Below are 25,407 nucleotides of genomic sequence, written 5' to 3'. Positions count from 1 at the left end.
TGACGGGTCGGCCGAAACCCCGCCCCCTTTCCTCTGCCTCCCGGCCGCCCCGGGGCCGGCGTGGCAGAGTGTGAAGAGGCTCGGATCTTCGAGCGTGCCGCGAAAACCGACCGGGAGGTCCATCTTGAGGTCTCGACGCACACCGGTGCCGGCGGCGGTCGTCGTGCCGATCCTCTCGGTGTTCGCCGCCGTCTCCGTCCTCACCGGGTGTTCCTCGACGGTGTCGGGTGTGGCGCAGCCGCACACGGTAGTGAGGGCAGGCTCGGTCTCGGAGAAGGGCCTGTCGAAGCTGCTGATCGAGCCGTCCGAGTTCCCGGCACCGTACGAGGCGATCGTGCTACCACCGCAGGCGGTGTCGATGGCAGCCCCCGATCTCACCGGTGTGCCGCAGGGCGCGGTGGTCGATCCGCTGGAGTGTATGCCCCCGGCGCAGGACTACGGGCCGACGGGCACGGCCATGGCCGTCGGGACCGACAACGCGAGACGGTCGACCATCTCGGTGGAACTGATGAAGACCGACGCCCCTCTCGACGAACTCGCAGCGCAAACGGAAGAATGTGGAGAAATCACCGTGACCGCGAGCGGGGCCGAATCCACCGTCACCACCGAGATCACACCTGCCCCGCCGATTCGGGCCGACGACTCCCTCGCGTTGCGTCGAACCGTCAAGTCCGGCAAAGGCGGCGACAAGGTCACGCAGTCGATGCTTACCTTGTTGGCGCAGGTGGGTGACGTGCGGGTGTCGGCGACGCACATGTCATTCGGTGACGCGAAGGCGGACACGGCGGCGCTCGACGAGGTATTCACCGCGGCCGTCCTGAGGGTGCAGAACCGCTGACGCGCGCTCTAGCACAGGGTTATGACCCGAATGCCGTCCGATCGCCGGTGCGGTGCACGCCGCGGGATGGTTGTCCACAACCGGCCGCCCATCCACAGCCCGATCTGTCGTCCCAGGTCGTGCGTCGGAGTCGCTCCGTCACCGGGCAAGAGTCGGGGCATGACGATTCCCTCATATCCGCACGGTTTCGAGTTCTCCGACGACAGCCACACGAATGCGGACCAGTGGCGGGGGCCCGCCCGGGTACGACTGTCGGATCCGGGTGACCTGCTCGCCGCGGTTCCAGGGCTCCTCGGATTTCCCCCGGAACGCTCGATCGTGGCCGTGTGCCTGTCCGGTCGGCCCGTCTCCACGCTCGGCGCGGTAATGCGTCACGACCTGGTCCTGGGCTGCAGCGGAACCCCGACGGCATCGATGAGGGCGGCGCTGGAGCATTTCGGCTCGGTGTTCGAGCGGGAGCAGGCCACCGGCGTCCTCGTCGTGGTGGTCGACGACCGTTTCGCGTACCCGGACGAGATGACCTCGCGGCGCGAACTGTGCGCTGTCATCGAGTCGCTCGAGAATCTGCTCGCGACCACCTCCACCGAACTGCTCGATGTCTTCATCACGGCCGAAATAGCCGAGGGAGCCGAATGGTTCAGCTATTTCGGGGATGGGCGCGGGTTGCAATCGGATCCCATGGCTTCTCACATCGCGCTGGCACGGGTTCTGGAGGGACGGGCGATCCGGTCCTCCCGCGAAGAACTCGAGGCGACGGTCGAGGCGGGACCGGCGCTGGAACGCAGGCACATCGCAGAGCTGATCGAGATCATTCGCGAATCGGTCGATCTCCGTCGAGAACTCGCGCGCCGTTCGAACCCCCTCCGGGGCGATCGCCAGGAGCTCGAATCCGTGCTGGCACACATCGCGCGGGTGTCCGCAGGGGAGCCGCTGCTCGCCCCCGAATGCGCCGAACTGGCACTCGCATTGACCAACCCTGCCGTGCGGGACAGTCTCCTCGCTCTCGCGGTCGGAGACTTCGCGGACGATGCGGAACAACTGTGGACGTTCCTCGTCCGCTGTCTACCGGATCCGGAGCGGGCAACGGCGGCAGCACTTCTCGGATACAGCGCCTATGTGCGCGGCGAAGGCCCCATGGCGGGCATCGCCCTCGCCGCCGCGCTCGAGTCCGATCCCGACCACGGTCTCGCCCAATTGCTCGACACGGCACTGCAATCGGGCCTGCGGCCGGTCCAGGTCAGAGAGTTGGCGTCGATGGGGTTCGACCGGGCAGCCGAACTCGGGGTCGCCCTGCCGCGGGCAACGGATGACTGAACGGGTGTCACCGTGCGGCGGCGTGGGACCTGTCGCCGAGTTGCTGGAGGAACGCCCAGGCGTCGGCGACTATCTCGTCGAGGTCGGTGTGCTCGGGGTGCCATCCCAGTTCGGCGATCGCGCGATCACTCGAGGCGACCAGTATCGCTGGATCGCCGGCCCGGCGCGGTGCGTCCTCCGCTGCGATCGGACGACCGGTGACCCGGGCACACGCCGAGATGACCTCGCGCACACTGAACCCTGCGCCGCTTCCCAGGTTGTAGATGCGATGCCGCCCCTCCACCGAGGACTCGAGTGCCAGGAGGTGCGCCTCGGCGAGATCCAGAACGTGAATGTAGTCGCGAATCGCGGTGCCGTCCGGAGTCGGCCAGTCGGTTCCGAAGATCGAGATCTTCTCCCGCTGTCCGAGCGCCACCTGCAGCACGAGTGGAATCAGATGCGTTTCGACAACCCGATTTTCACCGGCTCCCTTGTACGCACCCGCGACATTGAAGTAGCGAAGGCTTGTCGCGGCAAGGGAATGCGCCACGGAGTACGACGTGATTGCGTGGTCGATCGCGAGTTTGGTGGCCCCGTACGGATTGGTCGGGCGGGTGGGATCGGCTTCGGTGATGGGCGAATGCTCGGGTTCGCCGTACGTGGCGGCGGTCGAAGAGAACACCAGACGCCGTGTTCCCGACAACCGCATGGCCTCGAGAAGTTCGAGAGTGGTGACCACGTTGCCGCGCCAGTACTTTTCCGGGTGCTCGACGGATTCGCCCACCAGAGACTGTGCCGCGAAGTGCAGAACCCCGTCGAAGCGTGGTGCACTTCCCGTGCCGAGCACCTCGTGTATGACCGTCGCGACGTCACCCTCCACGAAGTCCGCCCCGAGAGGAAGCGCGTCCGCATTCCCGGTCGAGAGGTCGTCGATGATGACGACATCGTGACCGCGTTCGAGCAGAACGGTGCTGCAGGCGCTACCGACGTACCCGGCACCGCCGGTAACAAGAAGCTTCATCGATTATCCCTGAGCCTGCTTGACCTGTACGGCGTGTGCCATTTCCTCGGACAGTTCGAAGCCGCTGTGGCCGGGCACACCGATCGTGACCGAACCCGGTCTGGTCTCGACTGTCACGCGCGCATCGGGGACGACACCGGCCTCGCGGAGCCGGCTGATGACGTCCGGGTCCGATTGGACGTGTTCCGCAAGACGTCGTACCACCACCGCGGTCGGTGCTCCGTGCGGCACATCCGTCAGCCGGATCAGTGTCTCCGGGGGATCCACCGGCCGATCCAATCCCAGTTGCGACAGTCCGGGAATCGGGTTGCCGTACGGGGATGTGGTGGGGTTGTGCAACACCTCCACCAGGCGGCGCTCGACTTCCTCACTCATCACGTGCTCCCAACGGCAGGCCTCGGCGTGGACGTCTTCCCACTTGAGTCCGATGACGTCGACCAGGAGTCGTTCGGCGAGGCGATGCTTGCGCATGACAGACACCGCCAGTTCGCGTCCCTTCTCGGTCAGTTCCAGGTGGCGATCGCCCGCCACCAGGAGGAGTCCGTCGCGCTCCATTCGGGCGACGGTCTGGCTCACCGTCGGCCCGCTCTGCTCCAGTCTTTCGGCAATCCGAGCTCGAAGAGGAACTACTCCCTCTTCCTCCAAGTCGTAGATCGTCCGGAGATACATCTCCGTGGTGTCGACCAGATCCTTCACGCTCACACCCCTTCGTCGGGCATGATTCTACCGGTGATCACCACTGTCCGGTCCCGTCACGTCGGGCAGCGCGTCGGAGTGCGTTCCGGGTGGGTCTGCTCGCGCCCTCCCGGGCCGACCAGTAGCGTGAGTTCATGACCGCGTCGATCAGTTCCGGAGAGGACCCGACCGCATTCGACTCGCACCGTGTAGTCGTGTGGAGCCCGGACTATCTCAGCTATCGGTGGAGTACGGACCATCCGATGAATCCCACCCGGTTGGAACTGACGATGGCGCTCGCGCGCAGCATCGGAATCCTCGAGGGTGCCGAACTGCTTCGTCCCGACCCGGCGTCGGATGCCGAACTCCTGCGGATCCACACACCGGCCTATGTCGAGGCCGTCAAAGAAGCCGGTCACTCCACGAGGTCCGGAGTGCTCGGTGCGAGCGCACCGCACGGGCTCGGCACCGAGGACAACCCCGTGTTCCCGCAGATGCACGAGGCAAGCGCGATCCTGGCGGGCGGCACGCTCGCCGCGGCCCGCGAGATCGCTGCGGGACGAACGCGTCGGGCGGTCAGCATCGGGGGAGGCATGCACCACGCCATGCCCGACTGGGCGTCGGGATTCTGCGTCTACAACGACGTCGCGATCGCGATCTCCTGGCTGTTGGACAACGGCTTCGACAGAGTCGCCTACATCGACGTCGATGCGCACCACGGCGACGGCGTCCAGCATGCGTTCGCCCACGACCCGCGCGTGCTCACTATCTCGATGCATCAGCATCCCGCGACGTTGTGGCCCAACACCGGCTGGTCGAGTGAGGTGGGTGCCGGTGCCGGTGAAGGTACCGCGGTCAATCTTCCCGTCCTCCCCGGTACCGTCGATGCCCTGTGGCTGCGCGGCTTTCACGCCGTAGTCCCCGGCGCCATCGCGGCGTTCCGTCCGCAGATCGTGATCAGTCAGTGCGGGGTCGACAGCCACCGCGAAGATCCGCTCGCCGACCTCGCGCTGACGGTCGACGGTCAACGGGCCTCTTTTCTCGCCATGCGTGAGCTTGCGGACCGGTACGCCGAAGGCCGCTGGCTCGCAGTGGGTGGTGGCGGCTACGGCCTTGTGCGCGTCGTTCCCCGTGCGTGGACGCACCTGATCGCCGCGGCGCTCGATCGTGAGATCGATCCGACCCGCGTGGTGCCCGAGGACTGGCGGCAACGCGCGCATGCCATGGCGCCCGCAGTCGACCTTCCGGCCACCATGGGAGACGGCGGCGATGTCGACTACCTACCGTGGGACGGCCCCGGAGGCACGCCGGAAACAGGTGTCGCATCGGTAGATCGGGCGCTGACACGGATAGATTCGGCGGTCGCTGCCACCCGCCGCGCTACCTTCCCCCTGCTCGGACTCGACCCGGAGGATCCACGTGACTGAGTCGACGGACGGCGCCCCTCAGCCGACGACCGGCGGGGACGAGGAGAGCCTGGACGCGGCGCACAATTATCCGCCGCACTGGGTTGTCGACGTCCTCGCCGCGGACGGCGGGGCCGTGGCACTGCGGCCGATCGTGCCCGAGGACGCGGACAAACTCGTCGCGTTCCACTCGAAGCTGTCCGAACGCACGCGGTACCTCAGGTACTTCGGTCCGTACCCGACGATGTCGAAGCGTGACATAGTTCATTTCACGACGATCGATCATCACGATCGGGTGGCATTCATCGCCGTGCTCGGCGACGAGATCATCGCCGTCGGCCGCTACGAACGACTCACGAACGAGGGCGACGGCAGATCGGCGGAGGTGGCGTTCGTTGTCGCGGACGCGCACCAGGGACGCGGACTCGGTCCTATCCTTCTCGAACACCTCGCCGCCGCCGCAGCCGAGAACGGGTTGACCATGTTCGTCGCCGAGGTGCTCGCGGAGAACCGGAACATGGTGACGGTCTTCCGGGAAGCCGGCTACCAGGTGAGCCGTAGTTTCGAAGGTGGTGTGCTCAGGCTCGAATTCGCCATCGACCCCACCGAAGCCATGGTCTCCGTGCGGAATTCGCGTGAGCGGGCAGCCGAGGCCCGGAGTGTGCGTAATGTGCTGAGCCCGCGCTCGGTTGCTGTGATCGGTGCGTCGAGCGACACGTCGAAGGTGGGAAGCGCCGTGCTTCTCAACCTGCTGAGGTCGGGTTTCACGGGTCCGGTGTATCCGGTCAACGCCGAGCACCGTTCGGTCCACGGGGTGCGGGCGTACCCCACGGTCCGTGACATCCCGGACGAGGTCGATTTGGGCGTGGTCGCCGTTCCTGCCGAATCCATCAACGCGGTTCTCGACGACTGCCTGGCCAAGGGTGTGAAAGCACTGGTGGTCGTGTCCTCCGGGTTCGGCGAGACCGGTCCGTCCGGACAGAACTCGGAAAGACGCCTCGTGCATGCCGCGCGGGCGCACGGAATGAGGCTCATCGGTCCCAACGCTCTCGGCGTGGCCAACAACGACCAGGCGGTCTCACTGAACGCCACCCTTGCGCCGGTGCTGCCCAGCCCTGGAAACGTCGGATTCTTCTGTCAATCCGGCGCTCTCGGAATTGCCATCCTCGACGAGGCGGCTCGCAGCCGAATCGGATTGTCCGTCTTCGTCTCTGCCGGCAACCGTGCCGACGTGTCGGGCAACGACCTTCTCCAGTACTGGGATTCGGATCCGGCGACCGAGGTGGTGTTGCTCTACCTCGAGAACTTCGGTAATCCGCGCAAGTTTTCACGTATTGCCCGTCGCGTGGCGAGAAACAAGCCGATCGTCGCGGTCAAGAGCGGCCGGCACGCCGTCCCGCCGGTTCTGGCCGCGACCGGTGTGGAGATGGACGATTCGATCGTGCGCGCCCTGTTCGAACAAGCCGGTGTCGTCCAGGTCGGATCGATCTCACAGTTGTTCGACTGTGCACTGCTGTTCGGTTATCAACCCCTGCCTGCCGGCCCGCGACTCGCCGTGGTGGGCAACTCCACCGCGCTGGGGGTGCTCGCGGCCGACGCCGCTCGCAGTGAAGGGCTGCAGGTCGGTGAACCGGTGGACCTCGGGCCGCAGGCGGGTCCCGAGGAGTTTGCGACGGCGGTACGGGATGCCTTGGCGTCCTTCGACGTGGACTCCGTGATCGCCGTGTTCGTTCCGCCGGTCGCCATTCCCGTCGAGCCGTTCGCGCAGGCACTCAAAGACGCGGTGCGGGGTGCCGACAAGCCCGTCCTGACCACCTTCCTCGCGGCCGAGGGAGTCCCGGATGTCTTGGCGGTGCGTGGTGAGGAGGGCCACCCGATCCGGGGTTCGGTTCCTTCGTATCCCGGCCCTGAGCGGGCGGCTCTGGCCTTGGCCCGCGCCTGGCGGTATGCGCAGTGGAAGAGCAAGCCGGTATCGAAAGTAGTGCGCCCCAACCGGATCGATCCGGAGAAGGCCAAGGCGCTTGTGTCCGGCTGGCTCGAGGCGTCGCCGGGGCGCTGGCTCTCGGACGTCGAGTCCGCGCAGTTGCTCGCGTGCTATGGGGTCGAGGTGGTGGAGTTTCGTTCCGTCACCGACGAAGACGAAGCGGTGGCCGCCGCGGACGAATTGGGATACCCGGTGGCAGTGAAGGCGACCGGTGAACTGTGGCGGCACCGGCCCGATCTCGGGGGAGTGCGGCTCGATCTGGTGGGTCCCGACTCCGTCCGGCTCGCCTACCACGGTCTCGCCGCGGCTTCCGGCGAACCACTCCTGCACGTGCAGAAGATGGCTACCAAGGGAATCGGCTGCGTGATCGGGGTGCAGGACGACCCGTCGTTCGGATCGCTGATCTCGTTCGGTCTCGCGGGTGTCATCTCCGATCTTCTCGGAGATCGTGCCTACCGGGTCCTGCCGTTGACGGAGGACACCGCCACCGAATTGATCGACGCACCCAAAGCTGCCCCGCTTCTGTCGGGCTACCGCAATGCTGTGCCCGTGAACAAGTTGGCACTCGTCGATCTGGTGCAGCGGATCTCCGCACTGGCCGATGACCTGCCGGAGGTCCGGGAACTGGCATGCGAACCGGTCCTCGCGTCTGCGGAGGGCGCTCAGATCACGGATTCACGGGTGCGTATCGGCCCGGAACCGAGCTTTGCCGATCTCGGGCCCCGCCGCTTGCGGTGACCGAGTAGTCCCGAATGCATGAGCCGACAGCACCGCGCCGGTGTTCGGAATCGAACACCGGCGCAGTGCTGAGACGCAGTATCAACTGGCGTAGGAGCGAAGCCGTTCCGCGCGATCCCCCTCGCGCAGCTTGCCCATGACCTCACGCTCGATCTGGCGCACCCGCTCGCGGGAGAGACCGAACAGCTTCCCGATCTGGTCGAGCGTGCGGGGCTGACCGTCATCGAGTCCGTAGCGCAGGCGGATCACCTGCTGCTCACGTTCGTCGAGCGTCGCCAGGACGCTGCGCACGTCGCTGTGTAGCAGGCCGGCGATCACGGCGTTCTCCGCGGACGTGGCCTCGGAGTCCTCGATGAAGTCACCCAGGGGAGCCTCCTCGTCGCTGCCGACCGGCATGTCAAGGCTTACCGGGTCACGGCTGTGGTCGAGCAGGTCCGCGATCTTGTGCGCCGGAATACCCGACTCCTCGGCCAATTCGTCGTCGGTGGCCTCGCGCCCGAGCTGCTGATGGAGCTCACGTTTGATGCGAGCCAGTTTGTTCACCTGCTCCACGAGATGCACTGGTAGTCGGATCGTGCGGCTCTGGTCGGCCATGCCGCGGGTGATGGCCTGACGGATCCACCACGTCGCATACGTCGAGAACTTGAAGCCCTTGGCGTAGTCGAACTTCTCCATGGCACGGATCAGGCCGAGGTTTCCCTCCTGGATGAGGTCGAGCAGCGGCATTCCACGCCCGGTGTAGCGCTTCGCGAGCGACACGACCAGACGAAGGTTGGCTTCGAGAAGGTGTGCACGGGCGCTCTGGCCATCACGCACGATCGTCGCCAGGTCACGCTTCCTGGCGGGGGAGAGGCGCTTGCCGGTCTCGAGTACGTGAGCGGCGTAAAGCCCAGCCTCGATTCGCTTGGACAGCTCTACCTCGTCTGCGGCGGTCAGCAACGCGGTGCGGCCGATCCCGTTCAGGTAGACGCGGACCAGGTCGGCTGCGGGGCTCTGAGCGTCCATATCGGCAGCACTGGGGCGAATGCGAGTGGTGGTGCTGGGGCTTGTCATGACTTGCCTCCTCATCGGTGGTGTCTCATAGGGATCAACGCACCGAGGGGTCGGGAAAGTTCCCGGACCCTATTTGACGGGAAGGCTGTGACCTGCAGCTACGTCGGTTGTGTCCTGAGAAGTTGCTGAGAACACGTATAAGGGGGATCGCCGGGGAACAGCGTGACTACGCCGGCAGCACCAGGCCGTGGCGAACGAGAGAATGCACGAGCGGTACGGCCGACTGCGCGAGTTCCTCGGCCGGGGTGTCGTACGCGGCGGACAGCAACTCGATCAACTCACCCAGCACGAGGCCGTCGCCGCGCATGCCCGCGAGAAGGGCCGCGACGAGTTCGTCCACCTCGTGTTGCCACGCCGGTCCGTTGCCGCGGTGTAGACGTGTCACCACCTGCTGCCAGCCCTCCTCGCTCGGAAGGTAGACCCGCTCCAGGGCGGTGCCCCCGTCGACGCGGAACCGCGCGGTGAGCACGTCGTGATCGCGAAGCCAGGCCACCCTGTCGAAGTAGGCGAGAGCCTCGGCCCCCAGGGGATCGCTGAAACCGTGGGTGAGGTCCTCGGCCAGCACATCGCTGGGTTTGTCGGTCCGGCGCAGGTAGACGAATCCGAACCCGATACCCGCCACGTCCGCGTCGGCCAGATGGTCCAGCCATTCCTCGGCGATCCGGGACGAGGCCGGGTGCCGGGTGTCGAGCCCGCCGTCACGCATCCAGGTCCCCACATACAGCGCGGGGTCGGCGACATCGCGCTGGACGATCCAGGCGTCGATTCCGTGCGCGGGTATCCACGAAGAGACACGGGCGCGCCAGTCCTCACCGGACACATGGATCCAGGACGCGAGGAGGGCTGCGGTTCCGCCGGGGGCCAGATACTCGGCGGCGTGGGACATCATCAACCGGCTCGCGCCGTCGAGGTCGAGACCGGAGTCGCGGTAGGTGTGTCCCACCTCCGCGCGCCCGACGACGAACGGGGGATTGGCCACCACCTGGTCGAAGGTGCGCCCCTCGACGGGTTCGAACCAAGACCCGGCCAGCAACTCGGCCTGCTCTTCGTTGAGGGCCATGGTGACCGCAGCGAGGTCGACGGCCCGCGGATTGAGGTCGGTCGCGGTGACCGATTCCGCGTAGGACGCACCGTGCAGGGCCTGGATGCCACAGCCCGTCCCGATGTCGAGCAGCGTTCCGACCGGCGCGGTGGGGGTGGCCTGCAGCAGCGACAGTGAGGCGTGGCCGACACCGATCACATGGTCGACGGCCGTGTCCCGGGGACGAAAGGATCCGTCGAGGTCGGAAAGTACCCACCGGGTACCGCCGCCGACATCCATGGGCCGCAGGTCGAGCGCCGCACGCACGATGTCGCCTTCGGACTCGAGCAGCCCGGCGCTCACCGCGTCGTCGAGGGACACAGGTGCCAGCGCGGCACCCACTTCCCCTGCCGGGCAGTCGTCATTCAGCAGGAACAGACGGATCAGCGTTCCCAGCTCCCCGCACGACGCGCTCGCACGGCGCACGGGAACCGGCTCGTTACGGCTCAGCGCGGAATGGACCTCCGGGCCCAGCTCGTCCAACAGGGTGTCCGTGTCGTACCGGTGCCGAACGAGAGCCTGCCGCAGAGGGGCACAGATCGACAACAGCTTGTTCCGGTTCACGGAGGCATTGTTGCAGTCAGCCCAGCCCCCGAAACGCGCTGCCCTCGAAACGCGCTGCCCTCGAAACGCGCTGCCCTCGAAACGCTCAGCCGTCGATGGTGCGGTGCGGCGGCGCAGGAAGCGCCGGGGAATCGCTCACGCGGGGTGTGTAGCGGCTCGGTTCGTCCTTGGTGCGCGGCGGACGGTCGTTGGCAATGAGGACCGCGATCCACGGCAGTGGGATCGACCCGGCGATGATCGCCACCGAGATCAGCGCGTTTCCCCAGATGCCGTAGGCGGCCGCGGAGAAGATGAGGGCGGGGAACCGGAAGGACATGATGATCAGGTACTTGCGGACCCGTGCACGATGCTGCTCCTCGATGGATTGCGCAGCTTCTGTGATGAGAACCGGTTTATCCGGTGAGCCGGCCTGGTCGGACCCGCCGAATCCCGCACTTCGTGCCATGCCCTCCACTGTTCCACTCCGGACGCGCGAATGCACATGCGGGTGCGGCATTATTGAGTGGTGAGCACTCAAACGAAGGAACGGCCCGACGTCACCACCGACGAATCGACCGATGACGACCGCCCCAAGTTCTTCCACTACGTCAAGAAGAACAAGATCGCGGAAAGCGCGGTCATGGGCACGCACGTCGTCGCGCTGTGCGGCGAGGTGTTTCCCGTGACGAAATCCGCGAAGCCCGGATCGCCGGTGTGCCCCGACTGCAAGAAAATCTACGAGGGGTTGCGCAAGGGCGAATGAGGTTCCGTCGGCGCGGACGCCGTGGTGGGTGTGTCGGCCTTCGGCGCCTCATCGGACCCGGACCTGTCCTCCGGGTCCGTTCGCGTGAGTTCTGCGCCCATGATCTTGATCGGAGCGGTGGCGATCCTGCGGGTGAGGTTGGTCACGGGACCGGCTGTGGACGTCCCTTCTGTCTGAGCGGCGATCCATTCCCGCATCTGGTCCATGCGGGTGGCCCGCGCAGGCCAGAACTCCTGGATCGTGGCATTGAACTCCGCGCCGAGAACCACGGCGAAGCCTAGGAAGAACGTGAACAGGAGAAACGCGATCGGCGCCGCCAGAGCGCCGTACGTGTAGCCCGTTCCGGTCACCCACGCGAGATACCAGCGGAGGCAGATGCTCGCTCCGAGGAAGAAGGCGCCTGCCACCAGGGCGCCTCCGAGCAGTCGATGCCAGGGCAGCGACTTGGGCAGCGCCACTTTGTACAGCGTCGTGAGCCCCACGATCAGCAGCAAGGCGACCGCCGGATAGTAGAAGGTATCAACCAGCTCGGTCCCCATCGGTCGCCAGGCTTCGGGGAGGACCTTGACCACGAGTGTCGGCCCCAGTGCGACCAGGGGCAGTGTGAAGACCGCGAGGACCAGGAACACCACGTAGAGCAACAGCGCGAACAACCGCTGCCAGACCGGGTGCCGTGCCTCCTGTTGCCCGTGCGCGTCGACGATCGAGTCCACGAATGTGGAGATCGCGGAGGATCCCGCCCACAGCGACAGCAGGAAACTCAACGACACGATCTCGGGGCGGCCCTGGCCGAGCACGTCGCCGACCGTCGGCCGAATGATCTGATCGACGACAGTGTCGCTGAAGACGGACCCGCTGAAGGTGATGATCTTGGACTGGATGATGTCGACGGTGTCCGGCCCGAACCATCCGCCGACGTAGCCGAGCATTCCCAGCAGACCGAGCAGGAGGGGCGGCAGGGACAGTGTCTGCCAGAACGCTGCCGTGGCCGCCTTCCCGAAGATCGAGTCGTCCCAGGCCTTGCTCAGGGTGCGTCCGATCACGCTCAGCGTGCGGCGTAGCGGATGCCACCCCGGCCGGGGGTGGGCATCACCGCGCTCCGGCGCTGTCGGGGGCGTTTCGGTCATGATGCTTCCAGCATCCCTGACGACACGCCGAGATGCCCACTGCTGGTGTCCTCGTGTCGGGGTGACTCTTCCGACACGGGCGCGCTGTACCCGTCGCACGATGCGGGTGTGGTCGGTATGTGGCGCTAGGCTCCCTAACGGTCAGCGGCTGTGGGGTGCGTGCCTTGGAAGTCGAACGAATACAACGAATACGAGGAGTGCGAGCAAACGGTGCTGTGCCAGCGGAGGGCCGCCAAGTGAGTGCTGAGATAGTGAGCGCAGAGGTGGCGTCCGGTGACCTCTCTGCGGCCGGCACAGCGAAGCCTGCGGTAGCGCTGCGCGCATGGCAGCGTCGTGCGCTGACCAAGTATCTGTCGACCGGACCGCGCGATTTTCTCGCGGTGGCGACACCGGGTGCGGGTAAGACCACGTTCGCTCTGCGGGTGGCAACGGAATTGCTGCGGGACCGCACGGTCGATCAGGTGACCGTCGTCGCGCCGACCGAACACCTCAAGCACCAGTGGGCCGAATCCGCCGCGCGGAGTGGTATCGCCCTGGATTCGCGATTCTCGAACTCGACCGGGCAGACGTCCAGCGACTATCAGGGCGTGGTCGTCACCTACGCGCAGGTTGCGTCGCATCCGTTCAAGCACCGGGTCCGCACCGAGAGCCGGCGCACGCTCGTAATTCTCGACGAGATCCACCACGGCGGTGACGCGAAGAGCTGGGGTGAGGCCATCCGTGAGGCGTTCGGCGACGCCACGCGGCGCCTTGCGCTCACGGGTACGCCGTTCCGGAGCGACGACAGCGCGATCCCGTTCGTGACGTACGAGCCCGACCGCGAAGGGTTGATGCGGTCGAAGGCCGATCATGCGTACGGGTATTCGGATGCGCTCGCGGACGGTGTCGTCAGGCCCGTCGTGTTCCTCGCGTACTCCGGCGAAGCCCGGTGGCGAAACAGCGCGGGCGAAGAGTTCTCGGCGCGCCTGGGCGAGCCGCTGAGCGCGGAACAGACGGCCCGTGCGTGGCGGACGGCCCTGGATCCGGGGGGCGACTGGATTCCCGCGGTACTGCACGCCGCCGACACTCGGCTGGGACAGCTGCGGTCGGGCGGCATGCCCGACGCCGGTGGTCTCGTCATCGCTACCGATCAGACGGTCGCGCGCGCGTACGCGCAGACCTTGCAGGCCGTGACGGGCGAGGACCCCGTGGTCGTGCTGTCCGATGATCCGACGGCATCGAAGCGGATCGCGGAGTTCGGGGCCAGTGCGCAGAAGTGGATGGTTGCCGTCCGGATGGTGTCCGAAGGTGTCGACGTCCCCCGGCTCGCCGTCGGCGTGTATGCCACCAGCGCGTCCACTCCGCTCTACTTCGCGCAGGCCATCGGTCGTTTCGTGCGTTCCCGTCGACCGGGGGAAACAGCGAGTGTGTTCCTTCCCTCGGTGCCGGTTCTCCTCGACCTGGCCAGCCAGCTCGAGGCGCAGCGCGACCACGTCCTGGGCAAGCCGCATCGTGAGAAGGAAGGTTTCGACGACGACCTTCTCGCCGACGCCAACAAGCAGAAGGACGAGCCCGGCGAGGAGGAGAAGGCGTTCACCTCGATCGGGGCGGACGCCGAACTCGATCAGGTGATCTACGATGGTTCCTCCTTCGGGACCGCCACGTTCTCGGGGTCCGACGAGGAAGCCGATTATCTCGGCCTTCCGGGGCTTCTCGATGCCGAGCAGATGCGTGCCCTGTTACGTCAGCGCCAGCAGGAACAGATCGACAAGCCGGAATCGGCGGCTCCGGCCCCGCCTGCGCCCGTTGCTCAGGTGGCGGACAGGGTTGCGGCCGCAGGGCAACTCGCTCAGCTACGTCGGGAGTTGAACGGTCTCGTCGCGATGCATCATCACCGAACAGGCAAACCTCACGGCACCATCCACGGTGAGCTTCGCAGGATCTGCGGGGGACCTCCGACGGCGATCGCCACGGTGGAACAGCTGACCGAGAGAATCTCCACCCTGCGGCAGTGGTGAGGGGGCAGCCCCGTCGAACAGAAGAGACCGGCGAGTGATTTTCACTCGCCGGTCTCGTCTCTGATGTGGTGAGCCCTGGGATGGGTCACCCGGGCTGACGTACTTAGATCGCCGCTTCGGTTTCGGACTCGATCGTGGCGTTCATCTCGCGAAGGCGATCTGCGTGCTCGGTGGCGTGGTGGCCGCAGAAGAGCAACTCACCTCCGGTGGGAAGCACCGCGCGAACGCGTGCTCCCGCACCGCACCGGTCGCACCGGTCGGCAGCGGTCAACGCTGGGCTGGTCAGTGTTCCGGGCATGACTCCTCCGTACTGGCTTTCGGCTGATGCCGAAGTCGCCTGGGGCCTTGGTCCGCCGCGTCGGGAGTGGCGCGGTAGATCTACTCTTACAGACGTTCGGCATTTACGCGTTGTTCCCATCCGCGTTTCTCAGTGTTGCATCACACATGTTCAGCGCCGAACACGCTGACAGGACGCCTGACGAGCGGGTTTTCGAAGAAACCGCACGGTCGGGGTTCGCTGACAGCTGATTCGTTGTCGCGGGTGTGGCGATAGTCTCGCTGATGTGTTGTCGCGGGTGCGGCGATAGTCTCGCTGATGTGAATCCCGAAGACGCGCATGCCGGCGACACCGACGAGTTGGTTCACCTGTGCAGTCGCGACGAATGGCAGGCTGCGCGGCGAGACGGGGTGCGAGTCCCGGACACCTTCGCAACCGACCGGTTCGTGCACCTTTCGGCTCCCGCCCAGGTGCACCTCCCCGCGAACAGACTGTTCGCCGGGCGCACCGATCTGGTGTTGCTCAGAGTGGATCCGGCTGCACTGGGCGCACCTGTGAAATGGGAAGCGGGGGTTCCTGCGGATCCGACGTCGATGAGGTTTCCGCACCTGTACGGACCGCTTCCGATGAGCGCGGTGACCGCCGTCGATCACTACCTGCCGGACGAAGACGGATATTTCCCCGCGTTGCCCTGATTTCCCCACGTTTCCCCGAGTGCCACAACATCGACTGTGGCCGATTCGGACATGCTCAGACGCGCGTGTGTGCCGTGTGCGCCAGTGTCCGGAGTCGGGGCTACCGTGGACCCATGAACGTAGAAGTGACGCCTCTACCGGGCATCGGGGTACGCAAGGACTTCGTCGTCGCCTCCGGTCGCCGGATCGGTGTCATCTCCCATCGGGACGGGCGCATCGATCTGATCGTGTCGAAGCAGGAGGACCCGGACGCGTGCGCGGCTTCCCTGCCGCTCACCACGGAGGAAGCCGCGGTTCTCAGCAATCTGCTCGGGGCTCCGCAGCTGGTCGCGCAGCTCGAGGAGGAGCACCGTGATATGCCCGGTATCCGCACCAGACAATTGGATATCAAGGAGGACTCGCGGTTCGACGGGCGAACGCTCGGTGACACGGCGATGCGGACGCGCACCGGGGTGTCGATCGTGGCCATCATGCGGGCCGGTCAGGTGAACCCGTCTCCGAGCCCGGACTTCCTGCTCACCGGCGGCGACCTTCTGGTTGCTGTGGGAACTGCAGAGGGACTCGACGCCGCGGCCAAGATCTTGACTCACGGCTGACGGCCAGTGAACACAACCACTCTCGCGCTCATCGAACTGGGCGCGGTGTTCTTCTCGCTCGGCCTGCTCGGTCGTCTGGCCGCACGATTCGGAATGTCGCCGATCCCGTTCTATCTCCTTGGCGGACTCTGTTTCGGTAACGGCGGGTTCATTCAACTCGGCGACATCAGCGAGTTCAGCCACCTCGCGAGCGAGATCGGCGTGGTGCTCCTACTCCTGCTACTCGGGTTGGAATACACCGCCTCGGAACTCGTCGTCGGTTTGCGCAGGTCCTGGATGGCAGGCGTCCTGGACCTGGTACTCAATGCTGCTCCGGGAGCTGTTCTCGCCCTGATGCTCGGGTGGGGAATCACCGGCGCGTTCGTCATGGGCGGGATCACCTACATCTCGTCCTCCGGGATCATCGCGAAGGTTCTCGGTGACCTCGGCCGCCTCGGTAACCGCGAAACGCCCGTCGTGCTGTCGATCCTCGTGTTCGAGGATCTCGCCATGGCTGTCTACCTGCCGATCCTCACGACCCTGCTGGCCGGTGTCAGCTTCGCCGGTGGATTCGAAGCCGTCGGGATCTCACTGCTCGCCATCTCGATCGTCCTCGTGATCGCTCTCCGCTACGGACGGTATGTCTCGATGCTGCTCGACAGCCCGGACAGCGAAACCTTGCTCCTCAAACTGCTCGGCGCAGCCCTTCTAGTGGCGGGCATCAGTTCGGCCATGCAGGTGTCGGCGGCGGTCGGTGCCTTCCTGCTGGGAATTGCGATCTCAGGATCCACCGCCCACAATGCGAGCCGAGTTCTCGAACCGCTGCGCGATCTGTTCGCGGCCATGTTCTTCGTTGTGTTCGGTCTCAACACCGATCCCACGGAGATACCACCCGTACTCGGTTGGGCCGCGCTCCTTGCGGTCGTCACGGCTTTGACCAAGATGATCACCGGCGCGTGGGCCGCAAAGCAGCAGGGGGTAGGACGCCTGGGGCGGGCCCGGGCCGGTGCGGCATTGATCGCCCGCGGTGAATTCTCGATCGTGATAGCCGGACTCGCCGTGTCAGCGGGGGCGGTGGAGAACGAACTCGTAGCGCTCGCGACCGCGTATGTGCTCCTCATGGCCGTCATCGGACCGGTGGCGGCACGTGTGATCGAACCGGTCGCGAACGGCTGGATGCGGGTTCGCCCGGGAGTGTAGAAGTCCGGTATTCACGACAGCGCGGTGTGTACGACGATGCTGCCCCCGGTTCGGGTGAACCGGGGGCAGCATCGTCGTGTCGAGGTGTATCAGTCGAGGTAGTCGCGCAGGACCTGCGACCGCGAGGGATGGCGCAGCTTGGACATGGTCTTCGACTCGATCTGCCGGATGCGCTCACGGGTGACCCCGTAGACCTGGCCGATCTCGTCGAGGGTGCGGGGCTGGCCGTCGGTGAGTCCGAAGCGAAGCCGGACCACGCCCGCCTCGCGCTCGGAGAGAGTATCGAGAACCGACTGCAGTTGATCCTGTAGCAAGGTGAAGGAGACGGCGTCGACGGCCACCACAGCTTCGGAGTCCTCGATGAAGTCGCCGAGCTGACTGTCGCCTTCGTCGCCGATGGTCTGGTCGAGTGAGATGGGTTCACGCGCGTACTGCTGGATCTCCAGCACCTTCTCGGGCGTGATATCCATTTCCTTGGCGAGCTCCTCCGGAGTGGGCTCACGGCCCAGGTCCTGGAGGAGTTCACGCTGGATACGGCCGAGCTTGTTGATCACCTCGACCATGTGCACCGGGATGCGGATGGTGCGGGCCTGGTCGGCCATGGCGCGGGTGATGGCCTGACGGATCCACCAGGTGGCGTAGGTCGAGAACTTGTAGCCCTTGGTGTAGTCGAACTTCTCGACTGCACGGATGAGGCCCAGGTTGCCTTCCTGGATCAGGTCGAGGAATGCCATGCCACGGCCCGTGTAGCGCTTGGCCAGCGAAACGACGAGACGGAGGTTCGCCTCGAGCAGGTGGTTCTTGGCGCGGTTGCCGTCGCGGCAGATCCAGCTCATGTCGCGACGCTGAGCCGCGGGCAGCTTCTCTCCGGAGTCGGCGAGTTCCTGCATGATCTGAGTGGCGTACAGGCCCGCCTCGATGCGCTTGGCGAGCTCCACTTCCTCCTCGGCGTTGAGGAGGGCGACCTTGCCGATCTGCTTGAGGTACGCGCGTACCGAGTCTGCCGACGCGGTCAGTTCCGCGTCCTTCCGGGCCTGGCGAAGAGCCTCGGACTCTTCCTCGTCCCACACGAAGTCGCCGGAAGCCTTGTCCTTGTCGGACGGTTCCTCGGTCTCGTCGTCCTCCCCGACCGCGACGACCTCCACGACGTCCGACTCGACCTCGGCAAGATCACCCTCGGTGATGTCGATGTCCTCGATGCCGGCGGAATCGTCTTCGACCCCGTCCTCGGAGTCCTTGCCGGCACCCGCCTTCTTGCCACCCGCCTTCTTCGCGGCAACCTTCTTGGCGGGTGCCTTCTTGGCCGCGGCCTTCTTCGCTGGAGCTTTCTTCGCGGTGGCCTTCTTCGCAGGTGCGGCGGCGGGCGCAGTGCCGTTCGCTGCCTCTGCGACCGGGGCTTCCGGTCCTGACTCCGAAGTCGAATCAGCAGTCTGACGTGTATCGGTGGCTGCCACGTACGCCCTTTCGTGACGGTGTCGTGCGGCGTCACGCCAGAGTGGTAATCCGGCGGAGAGGTCTACTGGTTTCGCCGGCGCGCAGCCGGGCTCCTCCATTGTAACGACCTATCCGAATCTGTTAGGGAGCGATGCCCGTTTCGACCGCGAGAGCAGCGCCGACGATTCCGGCGGCGTTGCGCAGCGCCGCGGGTACGACAGGAGTCCTGTTGGTCAGATGCGGGATCCACTTCTCATGTTTGCGGCTTATTCCGCCGCCCGCGATGAAGAGATCGGGCCAGAGCAGATTCTCGAATCGGATGAGGACGCGGGACACCTCGGCGGCCCACTCCTTGTACGACAGATCGTTGTTCTCCTTGACTGAGGACGCTGCGCGGTGCTCGGCTTCCTTGCCGTCCACTTCCATGTGACCGAACTCGGTGTTGGGAAGAAGGTCACCGTTGTGCAGGACTGCGGAGCCGATGCCGGTGCCGAAGGTGAGCAGGATGATGACGCCTTTCGCCTCCTTGCCGGCCCCGAGTGCGTCCTCCGCGATTCCGGCGGCGTCGGCGTCGTTGAGGACGGTCACGGACCGTCCCCCGAGGGCGTCGGTGAACAGCTTCCTCGCGTCTGTGTCTATCCACTGCTTGTCGATGTTCGCCGCGGTTCTCGCGATGCCTCCGGTGACGACACTCGGCAGAGTCACCCCGACCGGACCCTCCCACGAGGCCTGGCGGACGATCTCCGCGACGGTCTCGGCGACGGACTGCGGTGTCGAGGGACTCGGAGTGGCCATCTTGATGCGGTCACCGATCAGCTTGCCGGTCCCGAGATCGACCACACCACCTTTGATGCCGCTGCCTCCGACGTCGACGCCGAATCCGGTCCTGGTCATGGCAAGTACTCCTCCGCGTCGGCGTCTCGCATGGTCGATGACGGCGCCCGTGCCAGGCGTCTCGTTGTCCGTCACACTAGTGGGTCGTGGCGGGTTCGGTGGGTGATGGAAGCCACGCGCACCCGCCTCCAGCGGTGGTGTGAGGCAGTGGACGTGTGTTCGGATGTGGGTGTGTATGCACCCGAGAGTCGAGATACCCCGCAGGGCCGTGACGTCATCGATCCGAGAGAACTTCTCGCGGTCGCCGTGACGGTCGCAGAGGAAGCGGCCGCGCACGTCCGCGCCCGCAGACCCGACGTCTTCGGGATTGTCGGAGAGCTCGCAGGATCCGGTGATTCGGTCGCGGCGAAGAGCACTCCCACGGATCCCGTCACGGTCGTGGACACCGAAAGCGAGCAGGTCATTCGCGCCCGTCTCGCTCGGTTGCGTCCGGACGACGCAATTCTGGGTGAAGAGGGTGGGGGAGAAGCGAACTCGGTCGCGGGCGTGCGCTGGGTCGTCGACCCGATCGACGGTACGGTGAACTTCCTCTACGGCGTGCCCGCGTACGCAGTCTCGGTGGCCGCCCAGATCGACGGCGTGTCCGTGGCCGGCGTGGTGGTGGACGTGGCAGCGCAACTGACGTACGCGGCGGCTCGGGGCTACGGCGCTACGATGACCGACGCCGCGGGGCGTGTCGACCGGCTCCGTTGCAACCCGGTCGCGGACGTGTCGATGGCCTTGGTGGCAACCGGTTTCGGGTACGGGGCCGCGCGGCGACGGGCCCAGGGTGCCCTGATCGGTGAGATCCTTCCCAGGGTGCGGGACATCCGGCGGATCGGTTCCGCGGCGCTGGATCTCTGCATGGTGGCAGCCGGGCGGGTGGACGCCCACTTCGAGCACGGACTGAGTCCGTGGGACTGGGCCGCGGGCTCACTGATCGCGACCGAGGCGGGCGCGCGAGTGCGGCTACCCGGGCCCCGGTCGTCGAGTGCCGACGGCGAAGTGGTGGTGGCCGCGGCGCCGGGCATCGCGGCCGCGCTCGACGCCCTGTTCGAGGAGTTGGGCGCGCACGAACCGATTCCGGAGGAGTGATCGCGGCATCAGCACCGTGCGGTCCGAGCCGCCTTCAGCAGATCGATGTCGAGGGGCTCTGGTTGCGTTCCGGGGGGCGGGTCCTTCAGGGAGCGCAGAACTTCTTCGGCATCGGCGTTGGGCGAGATCTTGCGGAAGTACGTGCCGAGCGCGAGATCGACGGTGTCGTCGGGGCGTGTGTCCTCGATGAGTTCGGCGCAGGGTGCCACCAGCCACAGCGCACTGGCGGCTGCGCGGCCGTTCGGTCCGAACCGGAGCTGGCCCTGGCACTGCATGTTCTGGTCGATGTAGATCGGGTCGTTGCCGGCCTGGACGTCCGGGGCACTTGCGAATCCGTAGTCGCTGAGCTGCGCTGCGACCTGAGCGGCCTGGCCGTGTTCGCCATTTGCGTTGAATACCCGGACCTTGGTTGCGGACAGGGCGGCAGGTTCTACGTCCAGGAGGGTGGCGGCGTTCACTCGCTCTCCCAGCGTCTGCTGTGGGGCGGCGGGATCGGTTGACTGTGCACGGGGCGGGGCATTACACGTCACCGTGGTGGCGACATCCTCCCCCTCGGTGAGGACACCGATCCAGATGATCGCGCCGAGCAACGCCAGCACCGCGAACACCACGAGGACGGGCATGGCCCGCCGTCGTCGAAACGGACGACCGTGGTCGTCGGTTGAGCTTCCTTCGGTGATGAGTGAAACCACGTTGTGCCTCGACCTCTCCTACGAACTGCGCATAGTACGTACCGCGGTACCGCGCACCGATACGGGGCCCGGCCACGCGTTGTGGCGCAGGTTCGAAGAATTACCTTAGATCCCTACCGCCACAGAGATCTGCACCAGTCCTCGCCATGGAATGTCACAACTTACTGTGATGTTGGTGACGATTAGCAGACAATTTGCGCGATCCGCTGAATCGGTTACAACTTTTGCTCTTCCTTCGGCTACTGTCTGGCGGCCCGAGTCGTTCACAGAGTGCACGACGAGGGTCGGAAGAGGAAGAGATTCGACGCGCGGATCGTGTTTCCCGGACCTGGATTCGGGCATCTTCCCGGCAGGCGATCGAACGCTGCCGAGGGGTGTGATCTGCGCCGAGGCGGTTTCCGGATGGATGGTCGACCAACAAATCGGTTCGACATCCCGCACGGGCCGGGATACACGGAAGAAGATGAGGGGTAGACGACATGGCAACTGACTACGATGCACCGCGGCGAACAGAGTCCGATGAGGTTTCGGAGGATTCGCTGGAGGAGTTGAAGGCGCGACGCAACGAGGCTCAGTCGGCAGTCGTCGACATCGACGAGACCGACACCGCCGAATCGTTCGAGTTGCCCGGGGCAGATCTGTCCGGTGAGGAGCTTTCGGTTCGGGTTGTGCCCAAGCAGGCCGACGAGTTCACCTGTTCCAGCTGTTTCCTCGTACACCACCGCAGCCGGCTCGCCAGCGACGCCGGCGGCGCACTCGTGTGCATGGATTGCGCTGCCTGACGGGCGCCGAACGGGAACCGGGGTGACGAGCGGATGGCGGCATGCCGCCATCCGATCAGTCGGTCTGCGGCCGGGTGCGGTCGATGACGGCCCGTAACTCGGCCGGCCGTCGCGTGCTGACCAGCCAGTAGGGCGTCGGGTCTTCCGGGTCGTTCAGGACTACGAGGACCATCGGCCTGATCCACACCCGATGGTGCACGAACGCGGCCGGGTCGAGCTGTCGTCCCATTGCCGCGCTCTTGGCAGAGCCGGGAACCTCGGCGACCCGGGAGATCACGTCGACCGGGAGCCGGGCCTGTCCCACGTGCAGATGAATGCCGTCCGGATCGTCGAGCACCGAGACACGCGAGCGGCTGAGCCAGATCATCGCCCAGGCCGGAAGCGGAAGCAGAACGAGGTACGGCAGCCAGGCGCGCAGTCCCGGCGCGCCCATGTGGATCTCGGCGGCGAGCAGACCCGCTACGAAGAACCCCGCTGCCCACCACCAGATCGGCACCCACAGGCGCTCGGAGTAGAGAGGGGTGGTGTATTCGGTGGGCACTGTCTCGGGCCTCGACGATTCTGACACCCATCCAGAATAGTCGCTGTCTACGAGTAGGCTCGGTGCACGTGAGCGACCTACCTTCCGGCCTTCCGCCCGTTGCCCTTCAGCGACTGGACCCCGATCTTCCGCTACCGGTCCGTGCACACCACGGTGATGCCGGCGTCGACCTGTTCAGTACCGTCGACGTGACCATCGATCCGGGACATCGTGTCCTCGTGGGCACGGGCATCGCCATCGCATTGCCGATCGGGACGGTGGGTCTCATCCACCCCCGGTCCGGGCTGGCAGCGAAGTCGGGTCTTTCTGTGGTCAACACCCCAGGAACCATCGACGCCGGTTATCGGGGTGAGATCAAGGTGTGCCTGATCAACCATGATCTCGACACCCCGATCGAGATCCGACGCGGAGATCGGATCGCGCAGCTGCTCGTCCAGCGAGTGGAGTTGGTCTCCTTCGTCGAGGTGGATTCGTTGGACGACACCTCTCGCGGCAACGGCGGCTACGGATCGAGCGGCGGTCACGCCAGCCTCGTCGGCAATGGCAGAGTCGGCAATGGCAGAGAAGGAGCTTGATCATGTTCGGACGTGGCAAGAAGAAGGAAGTCGCGGAGTCTCCCAGCTCGTTCGACGACGCCCTCGAAGGCGACGCCGGGGAAGAGAGCGGGTTCGAGGACGAATATGACGCGGTGGGTGAAGTAGACGGCGGCCCGTACGACATCGACGACCTCGAATCGGACGCCGATCCGACGGTGGGAGCAGCGGGTCCCCGGCTCGACCTGGGTTCGGTTCTCGTCCCGATGCCGCAGGGCGCGCAACTGCAGGTGGAGATGGCGCCCGACGGTTCGCCGCAGGCGGTCCACCTCGTTACGCAGCACGGTCGCATCACCGTCGCCGCGTACGCCGCACCGAAGTCGCCGGGTCAATGGCGTGAAGTCGCAGGCGATCTCGCCGAATCGCTGCGCAAGGACAACGCGACCGTGAGCATCGAGAACGGTCCGTGGGGCCGTGAGGTCTTCGCCGTCACCCAGACCGCCGATCTGCGTTTCGTCGGTGTGGACGGCTACCGCTGGATGGTTCGCTGTGTCGTCGCAGGCCCCAGTGGGGGTAATACCGCGGATTCCGAACTCGTCGCGACCGCGAGGACGATATTGCGCGACACCGTCGTCAAACGTGGCAACGACCCGCATCCGGTGCGGACACCGCTGCCCGTCGTGCTGCCGGCCGTCCTTGCGCAGCAGCTCGCCGCCGCGCATCAGCAGCAGCTGGCCGCGCAGCAGGGTGGGGCATCGCAGGGAGCTGTGCCCCAGGCCCCTCAGTCGGAGCCGCAGACGGCGCCTCCCGCCGAAGCGCCTGCACCTGCACCTGAACCACCACCGCAGCGGCGGGGCGAATCGGGATCCGCGATGCAGCAGCTGGGTCGCTGAGACCCAGTCGACGCCGAGACCAGTCGACGCCGAAGTCCCGACACCGAGCGCGCCGGTCAGCCGGCGTCCGATACCGAGTCCAGGGCGTGCAGAGCGGCGGAACCCAGCGTCGCGGGGTCTGCGCCGATTTCGTCGAGAGTCGTCGTGACCAGACCGGCATGGGGGAGCAGCCGCGCCCAGGTCCGGGCCACCTCGATGGGATGAACGGCGTCGTCCGTGGCTGCGGCGATCCCCACCGGCACCTCGATGCGTGCGAGGTCGTCCTCGCCGGGCGCCCGGTACGCTGCGGCCTCCTCGAGGGCCCCCGGCAGGTGCGGCCATTGCGATCGCCATGACTTCGCCAGTTCCCGGCCCAGCCACCCGGGACTCGAGGCGACCATCTCGGCCGTGACCTGATCGATCCCGTCGGCACGTAACCGGGCGGCGGTGAAGCGGGCGCTGGCTGCCGCCGGCGCCTGCTCCGCGGAGCCGGTCCAGGCGGGGAGCGCGGCGAGCACACCGACGACGGAGCCGGGGTGGGCGCCTGCCCACTGGAGCGCGACCGCGGCACCGATGGAGACACCCCCGATCAGGATGCGCCCATGCCGGGCCGCGGCGGCCTCGAGGGCGTCGACGTAGCTGCCGACGACCTGCGTGGGGTCGGGTTGGACTGCCAGGATCTGCACACCACGCCGGGCCAGCGGATCGCGGAAGGCGCGGGTGACGAAGTCGGCGTCGGACCCGGTTCCCGGGAGAATCACGGCCGTCGTGGGCCTGCTGTGGGTGGGCATGAGTCGATCTTGCCCGGTATGGCGCGGGGACCTTTCCCGTGGTGTGGTTGGGGCGAAACAATGGGTCTACAGTGGCCGATACACAGTCCTACAAGTGGCGCGAAGATCTCGTGCCACACATGCTCCAGGAGCGCGCAATGGCACCCGCCACGGCAGGATATTTTCGTCGGTTCACCCGCAAGCTGACCGAGGATCTCGAACAGCTCGACGCCGAGGAGATGGCCGAGACGTCACAGGCGTCCGGCGCACAACGTGCCTGCGACTGCAGCCGCGGTGAAGAAGTCACCATGTTGGGCCGGCTGCGCAGTGTCGAGGCTTGTCCGAAATCCGGGAACGCCAGCATCGAGGCGGAGTTCTTCGACGGCACGGAACAGGTGAAACTGGTCTGGATCGGCCGCCGGCGGATCCCCGGAATCGAGCCCGGAAAGACCCTGCTCGTACGGGGACGAATAGGCGACCGTGACGGCCAGAAGGTCATCTTCAACCCCTACTACGAGCTGCGGGGCGATTCCTAGAACCGTCTCTGTG

At 66.1% G+C, this 25,407-nt stretch carries 26 protein-coding genes; 14 read left to right on the top strand and 12 right to left on the bottom strand.

The window, feature by feature from the left end; all coding sequences use genetic code 11:
* The first annotated feature begins 124 nt into the window (after nt 1-124).
* Entirely contained in the window at nt 125-838 is a 714-nt protein-coding gene (locus WAW17_RS31760) for a DUF5642 family protein (RefSeq protein ID WP_422336802.1), read from the top strand.
* A gap of 159 nt (nt 839-997) precedes the next feature.
* On the top strand, nt 998-2,152 hold the full coding sequence (locus WAW17_RS31755; RefSeq protein ID WP_422336801.1) for a DUF4192 domain-containing protein: 1,155 nt from the start codon (nt 998-1,000) through the stop codon (nt 2,150-2,152).
* A gap of 7 nt (nt 2,153-2,159) precedes the next feature.
* On the opposite strand, the gene galE is transcribed toward WAW17_RS31755, so the two are convergent.
* The gene (gene galE, locus WAW17_RS31750) at nt 2,160-3,152 is read right to left on the bottom strand and encodes a UDP-glucose 4-epimerase GalE (protein WP_422336800.1); all 993 of its coding nucleotides are present in this window, start codon (nt 3,150-3,152) and stop codon (nt 2,160-2,162) included.
* 3 nt (nt 3,153-3,155) lie between these two features.
* Nucleotides 3,156-3,848 (bottom strand): iron dependent repressor, metal binding and dimerization domain protein, encoded by a 693-nt coding sequence (locus tag WAW17_RS31745; protein WP_422336799.1) that lies wholly within the window; start codon nt 3,846-3,848, stop codon nt 3,156-3,158.
* A gap of 134 nt (nt 3,849-3,982) precedes the next feature.
* Here WAW17_RS31745 and WAW17_RS31740 point away from each other — a divergent pair, with 134 nt between their 5' ends.
* Nucleotides 3,983-5,254 carry an acetoin utilization protein AcuC gene (locus WAW17_RS31740; RefSeq protein WP_422336798.1) on the top strand — a complete coding sequence of 424 codons (1,272 nt, stop codon included), beginning with the start codon at nt 3,983-3,985 and terminating at the stop codon, nt 5,252-5,254.
* Between the two features lie 49 nt (nt 5,255-5,303).
* Nucleotides 5,304-7,955 carry a GNAT family N-acetyltransferase gene (locus WAW17_RS31735; protein ID WP_422336814.1) on the top strand — a complete coding sequence of 884 codons (2,652 nt, stop codon included), beginning with the start codon at nt 5,304-5,306 and terminating at the stop codon, nt 7,953-7,955.
* Between the two features lie 81 nt (nt 7,956-8,036).
* On the opposite strand, the gene WAW17_RS31730 is transcribed toward WAW17_RS31735, so the two are convergent.
* The 3 genes from WAW17_RS31730 to WAW17_RS31720 all read right to left on the bottom strand — a co-directional run bounded on the left by WAW17_RS31730 (nt 8,037) and on the right by WAW17_RS31720 (nt 11,098).
* Nucleotides 8,037-9,008, bottom strand: a complete 972-nt coding sequence (locus WAW17_RS31730) for a sigma-70 family RNA polymerase sigma factor (RefSeq protein WP_422336797.1) — start codon at nt 9,006-9,008, stop codon at nt 8,037-8,039.
* 166 nt (nt 9,009-9,174) lie between these two features.
* Complete coding sequence (locus tag WAW17_RS31725; RefSeq protein WP_422336796.1) at nt 9,175-10,653, bottom strand: DUF7059 domain-containing protein; 1,479 nt, start codon at nt 10,651-10,653, stop codon at nt 9,175-9,177.
* Between the two features lie 85 nt (nt 10,654-10,738).
* Nucleotides 10,739-11,098, bottom strand: a complete 360-nt coding sequence (locus tag WAW17_RS31720) for a DUF3099 domain-containing protein (protein WP_422336795.1) — start codon at nt 11,096-11,098, stop codon at nt 10,739-10,741.
* A gap of 60 nt (nt 11,099-11,158) precedes the next feature.
* Between WAW17_RS31720 and WAW17_RS31715 the strand changes: the two genes are divergently transcribed.
* The gene (locus WAW17_RS31715; RefSeq protein ID WP_422336794.1) at nt 11,159-11,395 is read left to right on the top strand and encodes a DUF3039 domain-containing protein; all 237 of its coding nucleotides are present in this window, start codon (nt 11,159-11,161) and stop codon (nt 11,393-11,395) included.
* On the opposite strand, the gene WAW17_RS31710 is transcribed toward WAW17_RS31715, so the two are convergent.
* Nucleotides 11,368-12,522 (bottom strand): YihY/virulence factor BrkB family protein, encoded by a 1,155-nt coding sequence (locus tag WAW17_RS31710; protein ID WP_422336793.1) that lies wholly within the window; start codon nt 12,520-12,522, stop codon nt 11,368-11,370. The two genes, WAW17_RS31715 and WAW17_RS31710, sit on opposite strands and share 28 nt — an antisense overlap.
* A 263-nt stretch (nt 12,523-12,785) precedes the next feature.
* Between WAW17_RS31710 and WAW17_RS31705 the strand changes: the two genes are divergently transcribed.
* Nucleotides 12,786-14,519 (top strand): DEAD/DEAH box helicase, encoded by a 1,734-nt coding sequence (locus tag WAW17_RS31705; protein WP_422336813.1) that lies wholly within the window; start codon nt 12,786-12,788, stop codon nt 14,517-14,519.
* Nucleotides 14,520-14,622: 103 nt separating this feature from the next.
* Here WAW17_RS31705 and WAW17_RS31700 read toward each other — a convergent pair whose 3' ends face one another.
* Entirely contained in the window at nt 14,623-14,817 is a 195-nt protein-coding gene (locus tag WAW17_RS31700) for a DUF7455 domain-containing protein (protein WP_422336792.1), read from the bottom strand.
* 299 nt (nt 14,818-15,116) lie between these two features.
* Between WAW17_RS31700 and WAW17_RS31695 the strand changes: the two genes are divergently transcribed.
* The 3 genes from WAW17_RS31695 to WAW17_RS31685 all read left to right on the top strand — a co-directional run bounded on the left by WAW17_RS31695 (nt 15,117) and on the right by WAW17_RS31685 (nt 17,266).
* Nucleotides 15,117-15,491, top strand: coding sequence for a DUF952 domain-containing protein (locus WAW17_RS31695; protein WP_422336791.1), 375 nt, complete (start codon nt 15,117-15,119; stop codon nt 15,489-15,491).
* 113 nt (nt 15,492-15,604) lie between these two features.
* Nucleotides 15,605-16,087, top strand: coding sequence for a cation:proton antiporter regulatory subunit (locus WAW17_RS31690; RefSeq protein WP_422336790.1), 483 nt, complete (start codon nt 15,605-15,607; stop codon nt 16,085-16,087).
* Between the two features lie 6 nt (nt 16,088-16,093).
* Nucleotides 16,094-17,266 (top strand): cation:proton antiporter, encoded by a 1,173-nt coding sequence (locus tag WAW17_RS31685; RefSeq protein WP_422336789.1) that lies wholly within the window; start codon nt 16,094-16,096, stop codon nt 17,264-17,266.
* Between the two features lie 89 nt (nt 17,267-17,355).
* On the opposite strand, the gene WAW17_RS31680 is transcribed toward WAW17_RS31685, so the two are convergent.
* Nucleotides 17,356-18,720, bottom strand: a complete 1,365-nt coding sequence (locus WAW17_RS31680) for an RNA polymerase sigma factor (RefSeq protein ID WP_422336788.1) — start codon at nt 18,718-18,720, stop codon at nt 17,356-17,358.
* A 121-nt stretch (nt 18,721-18,841) separates the two neighbouring features.
* Nucleotides 18,842-19,594, bottom strand: a complete 753-nt coding sequence (gene ppgK, locus WAW17_RS31675) for a polyphosphate--glucose phosphotransferase (RefSeq protein WP_422336787.1) — start codon at nt 19,592-19,594, stop codon at nt 18,842-18,844.
* 105 nt (nt 19,595-19,699) lie between these two features.
* Here ppgK and WAW17_RS31670 point away from each other — a divergent pair, with 105 nt between their 5' ends.
* Nucleotides 19,700-20,668 (top strand): inositol monophosphatase family protein, encoded by a 969-nt coding sequence (locus tag WAW17_RS31670; RefSeq protein ID WP_422336812.1) that lies wholly within the window; start codon nt 19,700-19,702, stop codon nt 20,666-20,668.
* Between the two features lie 8 nt (nt 20,669-20,676).
* On the opposite strand, the gene cei is transcribed toward WAW17_RS31670, so the two are convergent.
* A complete protein-coding gene (gene cei, locus WAW17_RS31665; protein WP_422336786.1) occupies nt 20,677-21,360 on the bottom strand; it encodes an envelope integrity protein Cei in 684 nt (227 codons plus the stop codon).
* A 479-nt stretch (nt 21,361-21,839) separates the two neighbouring features.
* On the opposite strand from cei, the gene WAW17_RS31660 reads away from it, so the two are divergent.
* Nucleotides 21,840-22,142, top strand: coding sequence for a DUF4193 domain-containing protein (locus WAW17_RS31660; protein WP_422336785.1), 303 nt, complete (start codon nt 21,840-21,842; stop codon nt 22,140-22,142).
* Between the two features lie 55 nt (nt 22,143-22,197).
* Here WAW17_RS31660 and WAW17_RS31655 read toward each other — a convergent pair whose 3' ends face one another.
* Nucleotides 22,198-22,710, bottom strand: coding sequence for a DUF3093 domain-containing protein (locus tag WAW17_RS31655; RefSeq protein WP_422336784.1), 513 nt, complete (start codon nt 22,708-22,710; stop codon nt 22,198-22,200).
* Between the two features lie 35 nt (nt 22,711-22,745).
* Here WAW17_RS31655 and dut point away from each other — a divergent pair, with 35 nt between their 5' ends.
* Complete coding sequence (dut, locus tag WAW17_RS31650) at nt 22,746-23,258, top strand: dUTP diphosphatase (protein ID WP_422336783.1); 513 nt, start codon at nt 22,746-22,748, stop codon at nt 23,256-23,258.
* Nucleotides 23,259-23,260: 2 nt separating this feature from the next.
* On the top strand, nt 23,261-24,109 hold the full coding sequence (locus WAW17_RS31645) for a DUF3710 domain-containing protein (RefSeq protein ID WP_422336782.1): 849 nt from the start codon (nt 23,261-23,263) through the stop codon (nt 24,107-24,109).
* A gap of 56 nt (nt 24,110-24,165) precedes the next feature.
* Here WAW17_RS31645 and WAW17_RS31640 read toward each other — a convergent pair whose 3' ends face one another.
* Entirely contained in the window at nt 24,166-24,879 is a 714-nt protein-coding gene (locus WAW17_RS31640) for an alpha/beta fold hydrolase (protein ID WP_422336781.1), read from the bottom strand.
* 137 nt (nt 24,880-25,016) lie between these two features.
* On the opposite strand from WAW17_RS31640, the gene WAW17_RS31635 reads away from it, so the two are divergent.
* Entirely contained in the window at nt 25,017-25,394 is a 378-nt protein-coding gene (locus WAW17_RS31635; RefSeq protein WP_422336811.1) for an OB-fold nucleic acid binding domain-containing protein, read from the top strand.
* Nucleotides 25,395-25,407 lie beyond the last annotated feature (13 nt).

Origin of the sequence: Rhodococcus sp. (in: high G+C Gram-positive bacteria) (assembly GCF_049286785.1) — a bacterium.
GTDB lineage: Bacteria > Actinomycetota > Actinomycetes > Mycobacteriales > Mycobacteriaceae > Rhodococcus_F.
The sequence above is the reverse complement of the archived record's forward strand: the minus strand, read 5'-3'. Positions and strand labels throughout refer to the sequence as shown.

Coding starts and splice junctions, on each gene's coding strand:
- WAW17_RS31755 (WP_422336801.1), top strand. CDS start 998: ATGACGATTCCCTCATATCCGCACGGTTTCGAGTTCTCCGACGACAGC.
- galE (WP_422336800.1), bottom strand. CDS start 3,152: ATGAAGCTTCTTGTTACCGGCGGTGCCGGGTACGTCGGTAGCGCCTGC.
- WAW17_RS31740 (WP_422336798.1), top strand. CDS start 3,983: ATGACCGCGTCGATCAGTTCCGGAGAGGACCCGACCGCATTCGACTCG.
- WAW17_RS31730 (WP_422336797.1), bottom strand. CDS start 9,008: ATGACAAGCCCCAGCACCACCACTCGCATTCGCCCCAGTGCTGCCGAT.
- WAW17_RS31720 (WP_422336795.1), bottom strand. CDS start 11,098: ATGGCACGAAGTGCGGGATTCGGCGGGTCCGACCAGGCCGGCTCACCG.
- WAW17_RS31710 (WP_422336793.1), bottom strand. CDS start 12,522: ATGACCGAAACGCCCCCGACAGCGCCGGAGCGCGGTGATGCCCACCCC.
- WAW17_RS31700 (WP_422336792.1), bottom strand. CDS start 14,817: ATGCCCGGAACACTGACCAGCCCAGCGTTGACCGCTGCCGACCGGTGC.
- WAW17_RS31690 (WP_422336790.1), top strand. CDS start 15,605: ATGAACGTAGAAGTGACGCCTCTACCGGGCATCGGGGTACGCAAGGAC.
- ppgK (WP_422336787.1), bottom strand. CDS start 19,594: ATGACCAGGACCGGATTCGGCGTCGACGTCGGAGGCAGCGGCATCAAA.
- WAW17_RS31670 (WP_422336812.1), top strand. CDS start 19,700: ATGGAAGCCACGCGCACCCGCCTCCAGCGGTGGTGTGAGGCAGTGGAC.
- WAW17_RS31660 (WP_422336785.1), top strand. CDS start 21,840: ATGGCAACTGACTACGATGCACCGCGGCGAACAGAGTCCGATGAGGTT.
- WAW17_RS31645 (WP_422336782.1), top strand. CDS start 23,261: ATGTTCGGACGTGGCAAGAAGAAGGAAGTCGCGGAGTCTCCCAGCTCG.
- WAW17_RS31640 (WP_422336781.1), bottom strand. CDS start 24,879: ATGCCCACCCACAGCAGGCCCACGACGGCCGTGATTCTCCCGGGAACC.
- WAW17_RS31635 (WP_422336811.1), top strand. CDS start 25,017: ATGGCACCCGCCACGGCAGGATATTTTCGTCGGTTCACCCGCAAGCTG.